A 19,301-nucleotide genomic window follows, 5' to 3' on the forward strand; every position below is an offset into this window, starting at 1 on the left:
GCATCCCGCCGGCGTTTTTTGTTGGTTGAAAAGGAAAGAGCCGCTCCCCATCTGGGAACCGGCTCCGCAGTCAATCAAAGTTCAGTTTGTAATCCTCTTCCCGGATCATCTTCAGTCTGCGGGAGAAGATGTAGATTAAGCCAAGATTCAGGATGATCGGCAGAATGATGAACGTGCCGAGCATGATGGAAATATTCCCAAGGGTCCAACCGCCTTCCGCCAGCTTAATGTAGTTCAGCGGCCCGACGAGGCCGGACAGGCCGAAGCCGGCACTGTACGGGGTACCCTGGATGTTCAGGACACCGGCCAGCCCGCCGAGAATGGCTGCGGAAGCCATCATAGGAAAGGCGATCTTCGGTTTCATGAGGAAGTTGCGCATCTGGATCTTCGGCGAGCCGAGCACGTGGGCAAGTGCGGTTCCGAGCGAGTTGGCTTTGTAGCTTGCGATCGCGAGACCGACACCCGCCGCGACAATGCCGAGGTTGGCCGCACCCGCGCCGATGCCCGACAGCATGATGACTGTTGCCACGCCCACTGTCGAGAAAGGAGAAAGGATGAGTACGCAGAAGACGACAGCGATGGCCGCGCCCATGAAGACAGGCTGCAACTGTGTCAGGTATTCCACGCCGTTGCCGACGATCATTGATCCGCCCTTGACGTAAGGGAGCAGCAGATAGCCGATCATGCCGGGGACGAGAATGGTGGCGGTCGGGATGACGAGGATTGCATATTCTTTCATCTTGTCTCCCAGGAGTTTGACGAACAGGACAGCGAGAGCCGAAGTGATCCCGATATTCAGCGTGGTGCCGATTCCGGACAGGGTGAAAATCCCTTCTGCGTTTTTGATGATGGCACCGCTTCCGATCATGGCCGCAATTCCGATGCTCGCCGTCTGAATCGGCGTCAATTTAAAGGAAACACCGACCATCACCCCAATGATGACCGGCAGCAGGCTCATCACGTAAATGGTTATGTCCAGCAAATGCTGGAGGGAGGGGAAGTGAGGAATGAGCAATTTGAGAATTTCACCTAACAGGGCATTTGGGATGAGGGCGACCACAATCCCGATGCTCATTCCGTTGAGCAGATTGGAGAAGAAATTTTTCATGAGGCCAGGACTCCTTCTGAAGATGATGGGTTTCATTATAGGCATATGAAATTGTCAGGTCAATGCTAATTTTGGGAATATTTAATGTAACCGTTTACTTGAATGGATTAAGAAATAGCCTGGAGGGAAAAGAAGGGCAAATGCTTCAACGGGAGGAAATCAATTGCTGACATTTATGCCTAGTATGGACGAGCGGACTGTCGCTTTTAAATTCGACGGACGGCTGACCAAGGAAGATGCACTGAAACTGGACGAGGTAATTGCACGCAAGCAAGCGGAGGACGGAACCTTTAATATCTTTGCCGAGGTAGGAACGGTCGACCTGGCTTCTATTCCCGACGCGCTCAGGGAAGTCCGTTTTGATATGAGCCGATGGATGGCCTTTAATAAAGTCGCCCTCTTAAGTGAGCAGAACTGGCTCCAGTTCGCGGAAGGGCTGGGAATGGGTGAGATTGCAAGGCTGAAGACAATGCATTTCAACCCGGGCGAGTATGACGCGGCATGGGAATGGCTGAAGGATTGAAAGGGAGCATGGGAGCGGCTGCGCAAGTTCGCAGCCGCTTTTATTGAGTGATTTCCGATATCGAACCCTGCATCCCGTTCTGGTACGCTTAGATAAAAGATTGGAAAGTTAGGTGGCAGGATGATCACGGTAGTCGGCAGCATCAATATGGACCTTGTGGTGGGGACGGAGCGGTTCCCGAAGCAGGGGGAGACGGTCCTCGGGAATCTCTACACGACTGTGCCGGGCGGAAAGGGAGCCAATCAGGCGGTGGCGGCAGCCCGTCTAGGAGGCACAGTCAGGATGATCGGCGCGGTCGGTACCGATCCGTTCGGGGATGAACTCGTCGCAAATCTGGAGAATGAAGGCGTCGATGTCAGCAAGGTGAAGCGCGTGGAGGGCCCGAGCGGTATTGCGAACATCCTCCTATCGGAAGGAGATAACCGGATCATTGTTGTGCCGGGTGCCAATCATCAATTGACCCCTGAGGACATCGATCATTGTGAAGCGGCCATTGCTTCCAGCGAACTTGTCGTCCTTCAGCTGGAGATCCCGATTCCATCCGTTCTCCGCACACTTGAAATCGCCCGCAGGAATCAGGTTCCGGTGATCTTGAATCCCGCACCGGCAGACGGCTTCAGCCCCGAATTTCTGCAATACGAGCCCATTCTCACCCCGAACGAGAGCGAAGCGGCGATGATGTTCGGCGAGAACTGGGAACAGGCGCTAGAAGCGCATCCGAACCGCCTGATCGTGACACTTGGCAGGGACGGAGCGCGTTATTATGACGGTGAGCGGCATATCGTTGTGCCCGGCATTCAAGTGAATGCAGTCGACACGACCGGGGCCGGGGACACATTCAACGGCGCACTGGCGGTCGCGCTCGCGGAAATGATGCGGCTTGAAGACGCCATCCGCTTCGCCAACGCGGCTGCTTCACTTTCTGTCGAACAGTTCGGAGCCCAGGGTGGTATGCCGGGACGCGGGCAAACAGTGGAGCGTATGAAGCATCATCTATAACAGAAACGAGGCGCCACAGAAAAAATCTGTGATGCCTCGTTTTATAGCTCTTTTATGTACCACGTATCCATCGTCCCGTGCTCGGATCCATCCAGCGGCTTGTCCAGCTTTCGGAAGCCCAGCCGTTCATATAGCCGATTGGCAACCCGGAGCTTTTCCATCGTTTCCAGGTAGCAGTGCGCATAATGCTCCTTGGCAAAACCGAGTGCGGTTTCCATCAGCTGCTTTGACAGGCCCAGTCCCTGTGCATCCGGTTTGATATACAGTTTCTGCAGCTCGCATACGCCCTCATGTTCTCCAAACGGTGCAATCCCGACACCGCCCATGACCTCGCCAAGTTCATCTGTAACCACCCAGTACTTTGAATTGGGCAGTTCCCGATAGTAGTCAGACAAACTGCCCAGTTGCGGATCAAAGTAGGCGGTACCTGGTATATCCAGCCCGAAAGTTTCCAGCGATCGCTTGATGATCTGTTCGATTACAGGATTGTCATTTTCTTCGATTTCACGGATATTCATCGGTTCATCCCTCATTTTATTCGTCCTGTTTCCAATCTATCTTCTTCACCGCCAACATGCAAGGTGGCTTCAGCAACGGTTCTAATCCCGCCTCCACAGACTTACCCTATAAGAAAGACCTCCGGGAAAGGGGCGAGGGAGTTGAGGGTGGACGGTGTGTTCTCGGGAGGCGGTCTGAAAGGGCTCGCGCTGGTCGGGGCTTATGAGGAGCTGGAGCGCCAGGGACTGACATTCCAAAGGATTGCGGGCACGAGTGCCGGCTCGATCCTGGCGGCATTTATCGCAGCGGGCTTCACTGCCAAGGAAATTGCTGATCTGCTTGCCGAACAGGATTTCAGCGAACTGCTCGACCGGCGGGCTTCGCTCGTGCCGACACGTTTCATGAAGTGGCTGAACCTGTACTGGCGGATGGGACTGTATCAGGGGAAGGCACTTGAGGACTGGTTCACGGAAAAGCTTCTTGAGAAACAGGTATATACATTCGGTGACCTTCCCCCGGGCAAACTGAAGCTTGTTGCTTCAGACCTCACAAACGGCAAAATGCTCGTGCTTCCGGATGATCTGGAGAAGTACGGCATCCCCGCTGAAACGTTTCCGGTCGCGCGGGCTCTGAGGATGAGTTGCGGGATTCCCTACTTTTTCGAGCCGGTCCGGCTGTTCACGTCAGGTGGGGAAGCGATTGTCGTGGATGGTGGTGTGCTGAGCAACTTTCCGATGTGGATTTTTGATGATGAAAAAGGAAAAAGGGAGCGACCGGTGATCGGCCTGAAGCTGAGCCGGAGCCAGGAGGAGCGGCGGCCCCATGAGATCCGTAATGCACTGGATCTTTTTGAAGCATTGTTCTCGACGATGAAAAATGCGCATGACGAGCGATACATCTCGAGAGAACATGCCCGTGATGTCGTTTTCATCCCGATGGACGATGTAAAGGCGACCGACTTTGACATGGACCTTGAGCAGATGGAGAAACTCATGGAGAGGGGACGGGACAGAACCCGGCTGTTCCTCAAAACATGGCGGCACACATCCACACCGGGACGGGCATCTGTACGGGTAGTATAAAAGAACAACAAACCAAGCCGGGCCGCAATCATCATGCGGGTCGGCTTTCATTATGACCCATTGAATTTCCGAGCTAGTTTGAATTGAGTGAGATATAAGTTTATACTCATAAATATTCGTTCTATGGGAGGAGACAAAAGGGGAAATGAAAGAGGGTAATAAGAAAAAACGTTGGGAAATGCCAGATACATATGTCATTCTGTTTGCCGTCTTGTTGTTGGCTGTGGTTTTGACTTATATCGTACCGGCCGGTTCATTTGAAAGGGAAACCGTGGAGGGCGTCGAACGGGTCGTTTCGGGAACATACAGCCAGACGGAGGGAAATCCGGCAGGCTTCATGGATCTGTTCCTTGCCCTGCAGCAGGGGATGGTGGAGTCGGGAGAACTGATCTTTCTTGTGCTGTTCGCGGGCGGTGCTTTTGAAATCATTGAACGGAGCGGCGCCATCCGAGGGGGAATCTTACGTGCGGTCAACGTGACAAAAGGGAAGGAGTTCTGGCTCATTGCCATCATATCCATCCTGTTCGCGCTCGGCGGGGCAGTCGGGGCAGTCGCGAACTCGGTCATCCCGTTTGTCGCAATCGGGCTGATCATCGCACGCGCCCTTAAACTGGATGCGCTTGTGGCCGTCGCCATCACGTTCGGTGCGACGTTTGCCGGATTCAACGTGGGCTTCCTGAATCCTTATACAGTCGGGGTGGCACAGACGATCGCCGACGTTCCGCTTTTTTCCGGAATGGGCTTGAGGATCGCCGCGTTTGTCCTGATTGTCGGGGCGACGATTTGGTACACGTGGAGATACGCGAAGCGAGTACTGGCCGATCCTTCAAAAAGCCTGATCGGTGTCTTGGATGACGAGAACCAGGAAGAGTCATTGGATGCGCCTTTCACAGGCAGACATAAGCTGATTTTGTCGTTCGCAGGTATTGCCCTGGCGTTCTTCGTCTTTGCAACCATCAAGATGGGTTGGACGATCAACCACATGGCGGCGTTCTTCATCTTTATCGGCCTGGTTTCAGGAATCATTGCGGGGATGAACTATAATCAGCTGACGATGGCATTTATGGAAGGGTGTAAAAACCTCGTCTATGGTGCCCTGATTATCGGGGTGGCGAGGGCCATTCTGATTGTCATGGAGAATGCATACATACTGGACACCCTTGTCCATGCACTGTCGGTTCCGCTGGAAACATTGCCTCCGGTCCTGGCCGCGCTCGGGATGTTCGCAGCGAACGGTGCCCTGAATTTCCTCGTGCCTTCCGGAAGCGGACAGGCCATGATTGCCATGCCGATCCTGACGCCGCTTGCCGACATGCTGGGCATCACCCGGCAGGTGGCGGTCCAGGCATTCCAGTTCGGTGACGGGTTTACGAACAGTATCTTCCCGACATCCGGTCCGCTCATGGCCAGTCTGGCCGTCGCGGGTGTCGCCTGGGTCAAGTGGTTTAAGTGGATTCTGCCGCTGTTCGGCATCTGGGTGCTGATTGCCGTGATCATGCTAAGTGTAGGGGTACTCATTAATTGGGGACCAATCTGAATCGCGGGGAAGAACATAAAAGCCGGGCCGCCACATCAGGCGGCCCGGCTTCATTTATTAGTGCTTGCCTTTTTTCTTCCCTTTCAGTTCAATCCCTGCGGCGGATCCGCTCCGGCTGGAGTCAGCGACGCCGAGGAATGTACCGTTCTCGTGGTCGATCTGGATGCTCTGGACGTTTCCGATCGTAACCGGCGACGCTCCGAAGCGGTGACCCATGTTGTTCAGGTGAGACCGTACATCCGCAGGCATGCCGTCTTCATAGCGGTACGAAGTGAGGCTGTTTGTGTAGATGCGCGGTTCCTCGACGGCGGACTTCAGATCCATGTCGTACTCGATCGCATAAAGGATCGTCTGGAGGACCGATGTGATGATGGTCGGGCCGCCCGGCGAGCCGACAGTGAGGACCGGCTTGCCGTCTTCATAGACGATTGTCGGTGTCATCGAACTGAGCGGACGCTTGTACGGCTGGACTTCATTGGCACCGCCCGGAATGGCGTCAAAATCGGTGAGTTCGTTGTTCAGGACGATGCCGTAGCCCGGCACCATGATACCCGAGCCGAAAAGCTGCTCGATCGTCGTCGTATAAGAGACGACATTGCCGTATTTGTCGGCAACAGTAAAGTGAGTCGTCTCACCATACTGCGTATTTTCAGGCTGAGCGACTGCCGCAGTCGGCGTGCCGCCGCTCTCATATTTCCAAGGGTCGCCTGCCACCGGATTCTGATTTACCTGATCATGTGAGATCAGTGAACGGCGCTCCTCGATATAGCGTGGGTCCAGCAGGCCGTTCACCGGCACATCGACGAACTCCGGATCGCCTGCATACACTGCCCGGTCGGCGTAGGCCAGGTGCATCGTTTCAGCAAGGAGATGGTACTTCTCCCAAGCCTTTACGTCATACTGCGAAAGGTCGAAACCGTCCAGGATGCCAAGCATCTGCAGAAGGAATACCCCGCCGGAGCTTGGCGGCGGCATGCTGGCGATGTCATAGCCTTTGTATTTGCCCCAGATCGGTTCATCGATTGTTACGTCGTAACGGGCAAGGTCATCAGGTGTCATCGAGCCACCGAATTCCTGTACGGTTTCGGCGATGGCATCGGCGATTGGTCCTTCATAGAAGGCTTCCGTCCCCTTGGCGCGGATCTGCTTTAGTGTCTTGGCGAGGTCGTCCTGTACAAGCAGGTCGCCTTCATCGAGAGGTTCTCCGGTTTCATCGAAGAACACATCCCGTGCCGCCGATCGCTTCAGCTTTTCTTCATTATTCTCAATCGCTTCCGCAAGTACCGGATCGATTGCAAATCCGTGATCGGCCAGTTTGATCGCCGGGCCAATCAGTGATTCCAGTGGACGGGAGCCCCATCGGTCTAGCGCTTCCTCAAGGCCCTTAAGCGTGCCCGGCACCCCGACGGATGTCCCGTGCATCACCCGCTCGGAAAACGGGACCGGATTACCGTTTTCGTCAAGGAACATATCCGGTGTCGCGCCTCCCGGGGCACGTTCGCGGCTGTTCACGATAGTCGTATCTCCGGTCGCCCCGTCATGGACCATCATGAATCCGCCGCCCCCGATGCCGGACATCATCGGCTCCGTGACGTTTAGAGCAAACTGGATGGCCACGGCAGCGTCAATCGCGTTGCCGCCCTTTTTCAGGACGTCCCGGCCGATCTCGGTCGCCAGCGGGTGGGCGGTCGCCACCATCCCGCCATTTGCTTCCGCAACCTCCGGAAAGCTGTCATAGTCAATTTCCCCCTGCGGCTTTGCGCTTGCCGTCACCGGGAAACTCCCGGCGATCAGCGTCATCCCCAGCACAAATGCCGGCCACTTCTTCTTTAACACAAACAAACCCCTCCCCCTAAAGATGATCGTTCTCATCCACTATAGAAAAGGGAGGAGAGGCCTGCAATCGGATATCAGAAAATTGAATCATCTGGCATGCGGTTAATAGAACTTGCTATAGCTTTCGGCCCGGCTGGCAAGGGGGACAAGGCACTAGGGAATAACTAAAAGAATGGTAAGGGAAAAAGATGGTTATCTTTACAATTTGGAACACTCTCTTAACGTCGGCTAAACATATGAAAGGTAGGATAGTCGTTGCAGCGCATATTGATGGTTTTATACATACGCTATTCATAGGAACTGATGCGGCGCGCAACATCCGGCCGATCGGTGAAGACCCCATCGGCTCCCATGCGGATCAGCCTGAGGATATCCTGTTCCTCATTTACCGTGAAGACGTGGACATCAAGTTCCCAGCCCTCCACCTTATCGATAAATCCGGCATGCGCGGAAGCGGCCGGGATGCCGATACCCGAAGCATAGCTCCGAAGATACTCCAGGTCTTTGGATGAGAGGTCTGCATTCTCCTTGAACGAATAAAGTTGAATCAGCGGGATATTCGGGCGCATCTTGTGGAGGCGGATCAGGGATTCCTCGCTGAAGGACTGCAAAATGACGGGTGGCAGATCATGCTGTCCGGCTTTTTCTGTGATGCCGTAGCGCTCGAGTTCTCCGATCACGGCTTCTTCCATCCGGCCGCCTTCCGGTGGAGCCTTCAGCTCAATGTAGTAATTAACAGCACTTCCGAACCGGATGAGTACATCCCGGAGTTCGGGGATGGAGAGCTGTTCATGCGATGTCTGGGCGAGTTCGGGATTTTCTTCATTAAATACGAAACCGGGGGACACGTTCTTCAGTTCGTCCATCGTCATGTCACTTACTTGGCCGCCTGTCCCGTTCATACGCTGCAGCTCATGGTCATGGATCACCGCCAGACGGCCGTCTTTAGTCATCCGGAGATCCAGCTCGATGTAGTCGGCGCCCATCTCGTCGGCCAGCGCGTATGCCGGCAGAGTGTGTTCGGGCAAGTAGGCGGAAGCCCCCCGGTGGGCAATGGTAAGGAAGCGGTCCTCAGGAAGAGCAACAGGTTTTTCCTGCTGTGCGTAACCTGCTGCGGGTATCCGTTCTTCCTCCGGAGAGCAGGATGCCGCCGCAAGAAGGCACACCCATAAGAGGTATAGTAGGGGTCTTTTCATGAGACGTTCCGCCTTTCCTGATTTCTTTTCAATGTAACCGACCATAAAGGCAAAATCCATCCTGAAAAACAATTGTTTTTCCATTTATGTTCCGGTACGATTAAGTTACCTGATAAGGGGAAAGATTCTGATTTTATTGCTGTTAAGGGGGACTGCCTGCTTGAAAAAGGTAGAGCTGATTGATGTATCCAAGTCCTATGACCGGCAAAAGGATGTCATCTCAAACATCAATGTGACAATCGAGCCGGGAGAATTCTTTGTGCTTGTCGGGCCGTCGGGCTGTGGGAAAAGTACGATGTTGCGGATGATTGCAGGACTGGAGGAAATCACCGGAGGAACGCTGAAAATCGGAGAAAAGACAGCGAACCGTCTGCCTCCGAGCAAACGCGACCTGTCCATGGTTTTCCAGAATTATGCGCTTTATCCGCATTTGACGGTAGAGGAAAACATCACATTCGGACTTGATGTCAAAAAAGTACCGAAGGCTGACCGGAAAAAACGTGCGCTTGATACTGCGGAAATGCTCGGACTGACCGACTATCTGAAACGCAAGCCTCGCGAACTATCCGGCGGACAGCGCCAGCGTGTGGCACTGGCCCGTGCCATCGTGAGCGAAGCACCAATCTGCCTCATGGATGAGCCGCTGTCCAACCTGGATGCCAAGCTGCGCGCCCATATGCGTTCGGAAATCCGCCGTATCCAGAAGCGGCTTGGAATCACGATGATCTACGTGACGCACGACCAGGTGGAAGCGATGACGATGGGGGACCGGATCATGATCCTCCATAGCGGGAAGATCCAGCAGATCGGCAGCCCGATCGAGATCTATAACCATCCCGCTAATCCGTTCGTGGCAACATTCATCGGCTCCCCGCCGATGAACCTGGCGGAAGCGGATGTCCGGAAGGAAGCCAGTGTGCTCGTTCTGGCAAATGGGACGCAAATCGTCATGCCCAATGGGTCACTTGATGAAATTGCCGAAGAGCGGGTGACACTCGGCATCCGGCCGGAGTTTCTCATGCCGCCTGAAACCGGGGAGGGACTTCCGGTGTTCGATGCGGAAGTCACCAATGTCGAGGTGCTCGGGCACGAAACCGTCTTTTCTTTTGTTGCGGGAGAAGGGGAATGGACGGCCAAGTGGAACGGCCAGTGGCAAATCCGGCCGGGTGACCGTATCCCGATCGCTGTCGACACCGGTTCAGCCTGCCTGTTCAGTCTGGAGGACGGCCGTTTGATCAGGAAGGCGGCTGACCGGCAACGTACGGTCACGAAGGAAGGTGCAGCTCTGTGAGCACGATCCGGGAAGGTGCCGCACAAGTGCCGGCTGAGAAGCGACCTGGTGTATGGACACGCACGAGGCGCGGCAGGACGGCGCTCCTTTACCTGTTGCCATCAATCATCCTCTTTGGTGTCTTTGTCTTTTATCCGATGTTCCGCACGATCTACCTGAGCTTTTTCCTGACTGACCAGCGGGGGGAAGCGGCGGTCTTTGTCGGACTGGACAACTACCGTTATCTCCTCGAGTCCGCGGCGTTCCTTAACAGTGCGAAAGCGACGATTCTGTTCGTCCTTTACACCGTTCCTGCGGGCGTGGTCATTGCCTTGTTTCTTGCGCTGCTCGCCAATGAAAAGCTGAAGGGAATCGGATTTTTCAGGACGGTTTATTCTTCGACGATGGGTGTGTCAGTCGCAGCGGCCTCTGTCGTATGGCTGTTTATGTTCCACCCGAGCATCGGGATGTTCAACAGGTTCCTGGCGCTGTTCGACATCGGACAAATCCAGTGGCTATTGGATCCTGACTGGGCTCTGTTCTCGGTCGCCATCTCGACCATCTGGATGAATACCGGCTTCAGCTTCCTGATTCTTCTCGGAGGTCTCCAGAACATCGATGAGCATCTTTATGAAAGCGCGAAAATCGATGGTGCGGGCTATTTTTATCAGCTGAGGCGTATCACGCTGCCGATGCTGTCACCGACTTTATTTTTCATCATCACGATTTCGCTGATCAACGCTTTCCAGTCATTCGGGCAAATTGACATCCTGACAAAGGGCGGGCCCGCGCAGTCGACCAATCTGATCGTTTACTCGATCTACCGCGAGGCGTTTGTGAACTATCAGTTCGGGACGGCCAGTGCGCAGGCGGTTTTCCTGTTTTTGTGCATCCTTGTCGTGACAATCCTGCAGTTTAAGTTTGGTGAAAGGAAGGTGCATTACCAGTGACGATGAGCCTTCCGAAAAAACTGATCTTCTACACGCTGCTGACGATTTCTGCGATCGTGCTGTTTTTCCCGATTGTCTATGCATTTCTGATCAGCTTCATGACGGGACCCGAACTCATGCAGGGGAAGTTCTTGCCCGAGTCGTTCCATCTGGATAACTACATCAAGGTGTTTGACAGGCTTCCGCTCCTGAACTACTTGCTGAACAGTTTCATCGTATCGGCGGGAGTCATGCTCGGCCAGCTCGCAGTTTGTTCGCTCGCGGCCTATGCCTTTGTCTTTATTCCGTTCAAGGGGCGGGATTTCGTGTTCTTCCTGTTCATCTCGACGATGATGATTCCTTGGGAAGCGACGATGATCCCGAACTTTTTCATCATCCAGAACCTGAACTGGCTGAACACTTACCAAGGCCTGACGCTGCCGTTTTTTGCATTGGCATTCGGCACATTCCTGCTGCGGCAGCACTTCAAGACGATTCCGAAAGAACTGCATGAAGCCGCGCAGGTCGCGGGACTCGGCCCGTTCGCGTTTTTCCGTCGGGTGGTTCTTCCGGTATCGAAGACGAGCCTGGTGACACTCGGGGCTTACGGGTTCCTGACGACATGGAATATGTATCTCTGGCCGCTCCTCGTCACGACAAATGATTCGGTCCGGACAGTCCAGATCGGGCTCAAACAGCTCCAGTCCCAGGAAGTCGCAACCGATTGGGGGGTGGTGATGGCAGGGGTCATCGTCGTGATCATTCCGACCCTCCTGCTTCTGTTCCTCGGACAAAAACAGTTGCAGAAGGGACTGACGCAGGGCGCACTGAAGTGAGTGGGATTTACTCATAAAAAAGAAAGAGGGATGAGAATCTGATGAAAAAGTGGCGGTTTGGCTTATTGGTGATGGCGGCTTTTGTCATGCTGGTACTTGCGGCATGTACGAACAGTGATCCGGATGCTGCGCCCGAAACGGATGCAGATGCGGACAGCCAGGAAGAAGGGGAGCAGCAGGAAGCTGCGGTGAATGAAGACGGCAAAGTGGAAATCGAGTTCTGGCACGCGATGTCCGGCGGCGGTCAGGAATCGCTTGATGCCATCGCCGAGGGCTTCAACGAATCCCAGGACAAATACGTTGTCAAACCGGAATTCCAGGGCAGCTATGAAGAACTTCTCACGAAACTCCGCAGCATCGGCGGCACGAAAGACGCGCCTGCCCTTATGCAGGTGTTTGAAATCGGAACGAAGTACATGATCGACAGCGGCTACATCGAGCCGGTCCAGAAATTCATTGATGAGGACGGCTATGACCTGTCCCAGCTTGAGGAAAACATCCTGAACTACTACTCGGTTGACGGTGAACTGTATTCGATGCCGTTCAACTCCTCGACACCGGTCCTCCTATACAACAAAGACGCATTCCGCGAGGCAGGGCTCGATCCTGAAAAGGCCCCGGAAACTTTCGCAGACGTCATCCACGCATCTTCCCAGCTGAAGACTGATGAGATGTCCGGATTCTCGATGCTCACTTACGGCTGGTTCTTTGAGGAACTGCTCGCGACACAGGGCGGCCTTTACGTGAACGAAGAAAACGGCCGCGCAGGCAATGCGACCGAAGCCGTCTTCAACGGTCCGGAAGGGCTGAACGTCTTCCGCTTCCTCGATACGATGAATAAGGAAGGTACATTCGGCAACTTCGGAACAAATTGGGACGACATCCGTGCGGCATTCTCGTCTGGCAAAGTAGCGATGTACATGGATTCATCGGCCGGCATCGCCAATGCGATCGAATCTTCGCCGTTTGAAGTCGGCGCGGCGTACATCCCGCATGCCGATGAAGTAAAACGCCATGGTGTCATCATCGGCGGCGCGTCGCTCTGGATGTCCAAGGGGATCGCGGACGAAGAACAGCAGGCCGCATGGGAATTCATGAAGTATCTCACTACGCCGGAAGTCCAGGCGAAATGGCATCTCGACACCGGTTACTTCGCCATCAATCCGGATGCCTATGAAGAGGACATCGTAAAGGAGAAGTGGGCCGAATATCCTCAGTTCCAGGTGACGGTCAACCAGCTTCAGGACACAGAGCCATCCGTTGTCACACAGGGAGCGCTCATCTCGGTCTTCCCTGAATCCCGCCAGCAGATCGTCACCGCCCTTGAAAATCTCTATCAGGGCGCCGATCCGCAACAGGTTCTTGATGAGGCAGTTGAAGGCACCAACCGCGCGATTGAGATCGCAAACCAGACCAATCAGTAAACAGGCTTACCGGCCGGTCCTTTTATAGGGCCGGCTTTTAGTATTGGCGGCAATAGGACTGATGAAGAAGATGTCATTTAATTCAAATAATTGTTGTGTTACGATGAAAGGATCAAGACGAAAGGGGGAAGCAGAATGTCGGAGCAGGAGCTGATCATGACCAAGCTGATCGCGCCGGTGCCGGCGGATACCGCAATGGTGACTTCATCGTCTGTGGCAATGAGCGGACCCGGTTCATGGAAGGTCTGAAAGCAGTCTGGAATGCGGCTTTTTAACAAAGCGGCAGCCGGATCCGGAACGCTATGACATGTATGTCGACGACATGCTGACACAGCGGAACCTGGCGGATGTGTACCATGCGCTGAATACGTTTAACATCAGCGGCGTCCACAACGGTCTGACACAAGGGACGGATCAGGCAAAGCACATTCTGGTGCCCGTACTCTTTCTGCGAGGTGACCGCGATCTGGTGGTCACCAAGGAGATGGCGGATGAAATCATGGCGGACCTCGGGGACAATGCGGTGTTCGTCTCCCTGGAAGACAACGGCCACTCCCCGCTGGTCGATGACCTGGACGGACTAAAGGAATCTATTCTTGGCGGAGAAGGTGAAGCAGCATGAGGCTTGAAGGGAAAACAGCGATTATCACAGGCGGCGCGAACGGTATCGGTCTTGCCGCAGGCAGACGCTTTGCGGAAGAAGGGGCCAGGGTCATCTTGGCTGATTACGATGAACAGGCAGGCCGGGAAGCGGAAGAGCAACTAAAGGCTGACGGCCTGGACGTCCGGTTTATCTGTGTGAACGTCGCCGACCGTGAAAGCGTCGACCGGATGGTGGAGGAGACGCTGAGCGGCTCCGGCCGGATTGACGTGCTCGTCAACAATGCCGGCATCACAAGGGACGCGACGCTCATGAAGATGACCGCGGAACAGTGGCAGCAGGTGCTTGATGTCAACCTGACGGGCGTTTTCAACTGCACGCAGGCAGTCGCGGCCCATATGGCGGAGCGGGGAAGCGGCAAGATCATCAACACTTCGTCTGTAAGCGGCGTGTACGGCAACTTCGGGCAGACCAACTACGCCGCGTCCAAGGCGGCGGTTGTCGGCATGACGAAGACATGGGCAAAAGAGCTCGGCCGCAAGGGCATCAATGTCAACGCCGTTGCCCCAGGCTTCACAATGACGGCGATGGTCGCCAAAATGCCGGAGAAGGTGATTGAGCAGATGGAAGGCGGCATATCGCTCAGGCGGCTCGGCCAGCCGGAGGATATCGCAAACGCCTATCTGTTCCTGGCTTCGGATGAATCCGCCTATGTGCACGGCCATGTGCTCCAGGTGGACGGCGGCATCATGATGTAACAAAAGGAGGAGAGCGGAATGTACCCGGATCATGGATGGATCATGAAGCGGGCGGAAATCACACCGGACAGCACTGGTCCTACGGGGAGCTTGCCGTCAGGACGGCCTCCCGGTTCTCATGGCCGGCGGTACCGGCGTCATCGGCCGGAAGTTCGACCCGGAAGAGGCGATCCGGGCGCTGAATGACCACCGGACGACCATTTCCCTGTTTGTCCCGACGATGCACCAGGCGATGCTCGATACCGAATTGTTCTGGGAAACCGACTTTCCCTCTGTAGACGTCTTCCTGTCCGGAGGCGCGCCGTGCCCTTCAACCGCGTACGATGCCTACCGGAAAATGGGTGTCCGCTTCAGGGAAGGGTACGGCATGACGGAAGCAGGCCCGAATAACTTCATCATCGATGCCGATACGGCGATGAAGAAAAGGGGAGCCGTCGGGAAAAGCATGCAGTTCAATGAAGTCCGTATCGTCGACGCGCAAGGAAGACTGTGCAGCTCCGGTGAAGTGGGGGAGCACCAACTGCTGGGCCGCCACCTGTTCTCCCATTATTGGAACAATGATGAGGCTACCCGAGATTCGTTGCGGGATGGATGGTTCAGCACTGGCGACCTTGCCAGCCGTGATGAAGAAGGGGATCACTTTATCTTCGGCCGGAAAAAGGAAATGATCATCTCAGGTGGGGAGAACATCTACCCGCAGGAGGTCGAGCAATGTCTGATCAACCATGACGGGGTCAAAGAGATTGCGCTCATCGGAACCGCCGACCGGAAGTGGGGGGAGCGGGTCGTGGCGTTTGTCGTGGCCCATCCGGCGAACGTTCCCAAAACTGAAGAACTGCTGAGCCACTGCGCAAGGACGCTCGGAAGCTATAAGATGCCCAAAGATTTCTTCTTTGTGGAAGAGCTGCCGAAGACCGATATCGGAAAAATCGATAAAAAGCGGCTGTCCACCATGGCGGAAGAGTTAAAAAAGGAAGAAATGCAACACCCGGGTCAGAGCGGCTGACCCGGGTGTTTGCTGTGTGCATAAAAGGGGGCGGCTAACTATTCTTCACGCTTGCGGTTCTTCAACGGCACCTAAATTTCAAACTCAGGTGACTAATCTTCGAGCTAGGCTGCCTAATCTTCAAACTAACAAGTCTGCCCGAAAAAGGTGAAGCCCGATCAGTTTTCATCTTAACCGTCCCTTTACGAACTTCAACAGCAGCTTAACATTCTGAAAACATTCGGGCGTTAAGATGAAAGCGGAGTTAATCACAGGAGGTGCTTCGGATGAAGGTGGACCTGCATATGCACTCGGTGTTTTCGGACGGAGAACGGACCCCGCGCGGATTGATGGATTTGGCGGCGATCCAGGAACTTTCCTGCATCGCCATCACGGACCATGACTCGGTTGGCGCCTATTCGGAAGCGAAAGCCCATGAAGAGCGTACAGGCGTACGGGTGCTGCCGGGAATCGAGCTGAACACGTACGGACCGAACGGTGAACTGCACATACTCGGCTACGGTTTCGACCCGGATCATCCGCTGATGACTGCGCACTGCGAGTGGCGCCGTCAGGAACGCGAGTCTTGGAGCCGCAAAATCGTTCGGCGTCTGAACCGGATGGGCTACGACATCTGCTGGGAAGACTGCCGGTCCAAGGCTGAAGGCGGCGTGATCGTACGGACGCATATTGCCAAAGTCCTCGTGGAGCACCGGTATTTTCATGATGTGGAAGAAGCGTTCGACAGGCTGCTCGCATCAGGAAGCCCCGGCTATGTCGAGCGCGAAACGTTTTCATCCGAAGAGGCGATTGCCCTGATCCATGAGTGCGGCGGCTTCGCCTTCCTCGCGCACCCGGGAGTTTACCGGTTCGGTTTCAGCATTGATCGTGTCACGGATGAAGGGCTCGACGGCATTGAAGTGTATTATGCCGGCCACTCCGAACTGGAGACGGTCCAGTGGTGGGCGGAGTCGGAGCGGCTCGGCCTCCTGAAAAGCGTAGGCAGCGACTTCCACGGCGAGGTCACGCGCAATCCGCAGCTGCCGGGTTCCGTCGATTACGACAAAGAGGACGTGCACGGCTGGCTCAGCCAGATCATGCCGGTCTCTGAGGTGTCACGATGAGCAGGGACTGGTATGGATCCTCAACACTGCTCTGGGGCGGGACGATCCGGCAGATCGCGGACAAGTTCACAGCCGCAGGCCTCGGCGGTATCGAGCTGTGGACAGAACAGTTCCGTTTTTCCGGGTTCCGGATAAATGCCGTAAAGGAAGTGCTCGGGGATGCCGGACTCGGCCTGACTCTGCATGCGCCGAGCTGGGACCTCAACATCTGCTCGCTTAATGAGGGCATCCGAGAGCAGTCCTTGGCGGAGATCGAGCGCTCGGTCGCGCTGGCTGCTGACCTTGGCGCGGAAGATGTGACCATTCATCCGGGCCGGATCACAGTCAATGAGCGCTGGACAGAATGGCACCTCGAGAAAATGCAGCAATCGCTTGACCGGCTGGAGGGGATTGCGATTCGCGAAGGGATGCCCCTGTCCGTCGAGATGATGGAAGATCGGGACGGGGAACTGATCACGGGACCGGAGACGATGAACCGGCTTGTCCGCCACCGCTCGCCGTTTGTCACGGTGACGGTCGACACGGCACATGTGCCGTTTTCGCGTTCCCCGTTTATTGAAATGAATGCGCTCTGCCGTGTGGGCAAGCTTCATGTCAGCGATGCCACGGCCAACCGGTTCCATGTACCGCTCGGCAAGGGCAAGATAGATGTGAAGCCGGCCATCCGGGCAGCGGCCGAGCGAAAGATCCTCCGGGTGATTGAAGGATTCGATTATCTGGGGGAGTCGGGGATGCTCGAAGAAAATGTGGAGTATCTGAAAAAGAACGGGTTATTCGGAATGGAGGAAATCATGCATGAGATTCCTGGTGACGAATGACGACGGGATTTTTGCCCCGGGCCTGGCCGCTGCCGTGGACGTCCTCCAGCATTTCGGAGAAGTCACGGTGGTGGCGCCTGACGGGGAACGGAGCGCGGCAAGTCATTCCATCACGCTCCGGAAACCTCTCAAGGCGGAGCGGATGACGATTTTCGGCGGGAATGTTCCGGCTTACGCCATTGTTGGCGGTACACCTGTGGATTGCGTGAAGCTGGCGCTAGGTGTCCTGTTTGAAGAAAAGCCGGACTGTGTAGTTTCAGGCATTAACGCTGGGGCCAATATCGGCAGAGACATTCATTATTCCGGAACGATCGGCGGGGCGAGAGAGGGCTCCCTGACAGGCATTCCGTCTCTTGCCGTTTCACTGGACCGTCACGATGCGTCGGAACCTGATTTTGGGGCGGCGAAGGGCCTGTTCTATGCAGCGCTGTCCAGTCTCAGAAAAGAGGGAGCGATCGAGGGCCTCCTGAATATCAATCTGCCGGCCATTCCGGAGTCGGCCTGCCCGGGAATCGCGGAAGCCGTCCCTGACTTTTCCCTGGACCGCTACCGCCATATGACGGCGGACCAGCCGGAAGGCGGAGTTCTCTACTGGCTGCGGGACCGTCAGGCATGGCTCGAACCGTCACGGCCTAACAGTGATTTCCACCTTCTGCGGGAAGGGTACATAACGGTATCGAAGATTGGCCTTGCCGCCGGTCACGATGAAAAACAGATCACACCGATAGGGGGAAAACAGAGATGAAGATGAAAAAGACAATGCTGATGATGGGGGTTGCCGCAAGCCTGATGCTTGCTGCGTGCTCGGGAACGGATGCCGAATCAGAATCGGGTACCGAAGGAGCAGGCGGAGTAAGCGGTACGCTCGACTTTTACACGTCCCAGCCGGATACGGATGCGACTGCGCTGGTGAATGCGTTTAATGAGCAGCATCCGGATGTGGATGTGAACGTCTTCCGGTCCGGTACGGAAGAAGTCATCGGCAAGGTGCTGGCGGAGGAGCAGGCCGGCGATGTCCAGGCCGATGTCCTTCTGATTGCCGACAGCGTAACATTCGAGGGTCTTAAGGAGCAGGATCTTCTGCAACCGTACGAATCGGGAGAGCTCGAAGCGATTCCTGAAGACTTCGTCGATCCGGACCATACATATACAGGAACGAAAGTGATGGCGACTGTCCTCGCCGTCAACACGGAAAAAACGGAACAGCTGCCGGATTCATGGGATGTGCTGACGGACACCGCTTCGAAAGAAGAAGCAATCATGCCTAGCCCGCTCTATAGCGGGGCAGCCGCTTACAACGCAGGGGTGTTCACCCGCCAGGACAACTTCGGTTGGGCCTTCTATCAAGCATTGAAGGATAACGGAACATCAGTCGTCCAGGGGAATGGCGCGGCGCTGAAAGCGGTCCAGAGCGGAGAGAAAACATACGGCATGGTCGTGGACTATATCGTCGCCAATGCCAAAGCGGAAGGGTCGCCGGTGGACCTCGTTTATCCGGAAGAGGGTGTACCGGTCATCACGGAACCGATCGGCATGATCAGGGACACGGACAATGAAGACGCGGCAAAGGCGTTCATCGATTTCGTGTTGTCTGAAGAAGGCCAGAAGCTGGCGTCAGAACTCGGATACACACCGATCCGTACAGGTGTCGATGCACCTGAAGGACTGAAATCCATCGACGAGATGAACGTCCTGACCGCGCCGCTTGACGAGCTGAGCAACGGCCGTGATGACGACAAGCGCGAGTTCAAGGAACTGTTCGGAGAATAATGGGGGC

Annotated in this window: 19 protein-coding genes; 15 read left to right on the plus strand and 4 right to left on the minus strand. The window is 55.3% G+C overall.

What is annotated here, in order from left to right:
• Positions 1 to 70 precede the first annotated feature (70 nt).
• Positions 71 to 1,108, minus strand: a complete 1,038-nt coding sequence (locus AC6CHQ_RS00005; protein ID WP_251238841.1) for a PTS sugar transporter subunit IIC — start codon at positions 1,106 to 1,108, stop codon at positions 71 to 73.
• A 163-nt stretch (positions 1,109 to 1,271) separates the two neighbouring features.
• On the opposite strand from AC6CHQ_RS00005, the gene AC6CHQ_RS00010 reads away from it, so the two are divergent.
• Both AC6CHQ_RS00010 and rbsK read left to right on the plus strand, forming a co-directional pair.
• Positions 1,272 to 1,631, plus strand: a complete 360-nt coding sequence (locus tag AC6CHQ_RS00010) for a SpoIIAA family protein (protein WP_251238842.1) — start codon at positions 1,272 to 1,274, stop codon at positions 1,629 to 1,631.
• Positions 1,632 to 1,751: 120 nt separating this feature from the next.
• Positions 1,752 to 2,630 carry a ribokinase gene (gene rbsK, locus AC6CHQ_RS00015; protein WP_424236754.1) on the plus strand — a complete coding sequence of 293 codons (879 nt, stop codon included), beginning with the start codon at positions 1,752 to 1,754 and terminating at the stop codon, positions 2,628 to 2,630.
• 41 nt (positions 2,631 to 2,671) lie between these two features.
• Here rbsK and AC6CHQ_RS00020 read toward each other — a convergent pair whose 3' ends face one another.
• A complete protein-coding gene (locus tag AC6CHQ_RS00020) occupies positions 2,672 to 3,148 on the minus strand; it encodes a GNAT family N-acetyltransferase (RefSeq protein WP_424236753.1) in 477 nt (158 codons plus the stop codon).
• Positions 3,149 to 3,289: 141 nt separating this feature from the next.
• On the opposite strand from AC6CHQ_RS00020, the gene AC6CHQ_RS00025 reads away from it, so the two are divergent.
• Positions 3,290 to 4,210 carry a patatin-like phospholipase family protein gene (locus AC6CHQ_RS00025; RefSeq protein WP_498080478.1) on the plus strand — a complete coding sequence of 307 codons (921 nt, stop codon included), beginning with the start codon at positions 3,290 to 3,292 and terminating at the stop codon, positions 4,208 to 4,210.
• A gap of 145 nt (positions 4,211 to 4,355) precedes the next feature.
• Complete coding sequence (locus AC6CHQ_RS00030) at positions 4,356 to 5,747, plus strand: YfcC family protein (RefSeq protein ID WP_498080479.1); 1,392 nt, start codon at positions 4,356 to 4,358, stop codon at positions 5,745 to 5,747.
• A 57-nt stretch (positions 5,748 to 5,804) separates the two neighbouring features.
• Here the strand turns inward: AC6CHQ_RS00030 and ggt are convergent, their stop codons facing one another.
• Complete coding sequence (gene ggt / locus AC6CHQ_RS00035; RefSeq protein WP_498080651.1) at positions 5,805 to 7,547, minus strand: gamma-glutamyltransferase; 1,743 nt, start codon at positions 7,545 to 7,547, stop codon at positions 5,805 to 5,807.
• Between the two features lie 323 nt (positions 7,548 to 7,870).
• Positions 7,871 to 8,779, minus strand: a complete 909-nt coding sequence (locus AC6CHQ_RS00040; protein ID WP_498080480.1) for a glycerophosphodiester phosphodiesterase family protein — start codon at positions 8,777 to 8,779, stop codon at positions 7,871 to 7,873.
• A gap of 160 nt (positions 8,780 to 8,939) precedes the next feature.
• Here AC6CHQ_RS00040 and AC6CHQ_RS00045 point away from each other — a divergent pair, with 160 nt between their 5' ends.
• The 11 genes from AC6CHQ_RS00045 to AC6CHQ_RS00095 all read left to right on the plus strand — a co-directional run bounded on the left by AC6CHQ_RS00045 (position 8,940) and on the right by AC6CHQ_RS00095 (position 19,294).
• The gene (locus AC6CHQ_RS00045) at positions 8,940 to 10,070 is read left to right on the plus strand and encodes an ABC transporter ATP-binding protein (protein ID WP_498080481.1); all 1,131 of its coding nucleotides are present in this window, start codon (positions 8,940 to 8,942) and stop codon (positions 10,068 to 10,070) included.
• Positions 10,067 to 10,999 (plus strand): carbohydrate ABC transporter permease, encoded by a 933-nt coding sequence (locus AC6CHQ_RS00050; protein ID WP_251238848.1) that lies wholly within the window; start codon positions 10,067 to 10,069, stop codon positions 10,997 to 10,999. Before AC6CHQ_RS00045 ends, AC6CHQ_RS00050 begins: the two co-directional genes overlap by 4 nt.
• Before the next feature lie 2 nt (positions 11,000 to 11,001).
• Complete coding sequence (locus AC6CHQ_RS00055) at positions 11,002 to 11,814, plus strand: carbohydrate ABC transporter permease (protein ID WP_092050739.1); 813 nt, start codon at positions 11,002 to 11,004, stop codon at positions 11,812 to 11,814.
• Between the two features lie 41 nt (positions 11,815 to 11,855).
• Positions 11,856 to 13,238 (plus strand): ABC transporter substrate-binding protein, encoded by a 1,383-nt coding sequence (locus tag AC6CHQ_RS00060; protein ID WP_498080482.1) that lies wholly within the window; start codon positions 11,856 to 11,858, stop codon positions 13,236 to 13,238.
• Positions 13,239 to 13,545: 307 nt separating this feature from the next.
• On the plus strand, positions 13,546 to 13,860 hold the full coding sequence (locus tag AC6CHQ_RS00065; RefSeq protein WP_251238850.1) for an alpha/beta fold hydrolase: 315 nt from the start codon (positions 13,546 to 13,548) through the stop codon (positions 13,858 to 13,860).
• The gene (gene fabG / locus AC6CHQ_RS00070; RefSeq protein ID WP_251238851.1) at positions 13,857 to 14,597 is read left to right on the plus strand and encodes a 3-oxoacyl-ACP reductase FabG; all 741 of its coding nucleotides are present in this window, start codon (positions 13,857 to 13,859) and stop codon (positions 14,595 to 14,597) included. The genes AC6CHQ_RS00065 and fabG overlap by 4 nt, the downstream gene beginning before the upstream one ends.
• Before the next feature lie 118 nt (positions 14,598 to 14,715).
• Positions 14,716 to 15,603 carry a class I adenylate-forming enzyme family protein gene (locus tag AC6CHQ_RS00075; RefSeq protein WP_498080483.1) on the plus strand — a complete coding sequence of 296 codons (888 nt, stop codon included), beginning with the start codon at positions 14,716 to 14,718 and terminating at the stop codon, positions 15,601 to 15,603.
• A gap of 266 nt (positions 15,604 to 15,869) precedes the next feature.
• Complete coding sequence (locus AC6CHQ_RS00080) at positions 15,870 to 16,706, plus strand: PHP domain-containing protein (RefSeq protein WP_498080484.1); 837 nt, start codon at positions 15,870 to 15,872, stop codon at positions 16,704 to 16,706.
• A complete protein-coding gene (locus AC6CHQ_RS00085; protein ID WP_498080485.1) occupies positions 16,703 to 17,524 on the plus strand; it encodes a sugar phosphate isomerase/epimerase family protein in 822 nt (273 codons plus the stop codon). Before AC6CHQ_RS00080 ends, AC6CHQ_RS00085 begins: the two co-directional genes overlap by 4 nt.
• The gene (surE, locus tag AC6CHQ_RS00090; RefSeq protein ID WP_498080486.1) at positions 17,502 to 18,269 is read left to right on the plus strand and encodes a 5'/3'-nucleotidase SurE; all 768 of its coding nucleotides are present in this window, start codon (positions 17,502 to 17,504) and stop codon (positions 18,267 to 18,269) included. The genes AC6CHQ_RS00085 and surE overlap by 23 nt, the downstream gene beginning before the upstream one ends.
• Complete coding sequence (locus AC6CHQ_RS00095; protein WP_498080487.1) at positions 18,266 to 19,294, plus strand: ABC transporter substrate-binding protein; 1,029 nt, start codon at positions 18,266 to 18,268, stop codon at positions 19,292 to 19,294. Before surE ends, AC6CHQ_RS00095 begins: the two co-directional genes overlap by 4 nt.
• The last annotated feature ends 7 nt before the right edge of the window (positions 19,295 to 19,301 follow it).

It is taken from the genome of Bhargavaea sp. GQ12 (assembly GCF_059758705.1).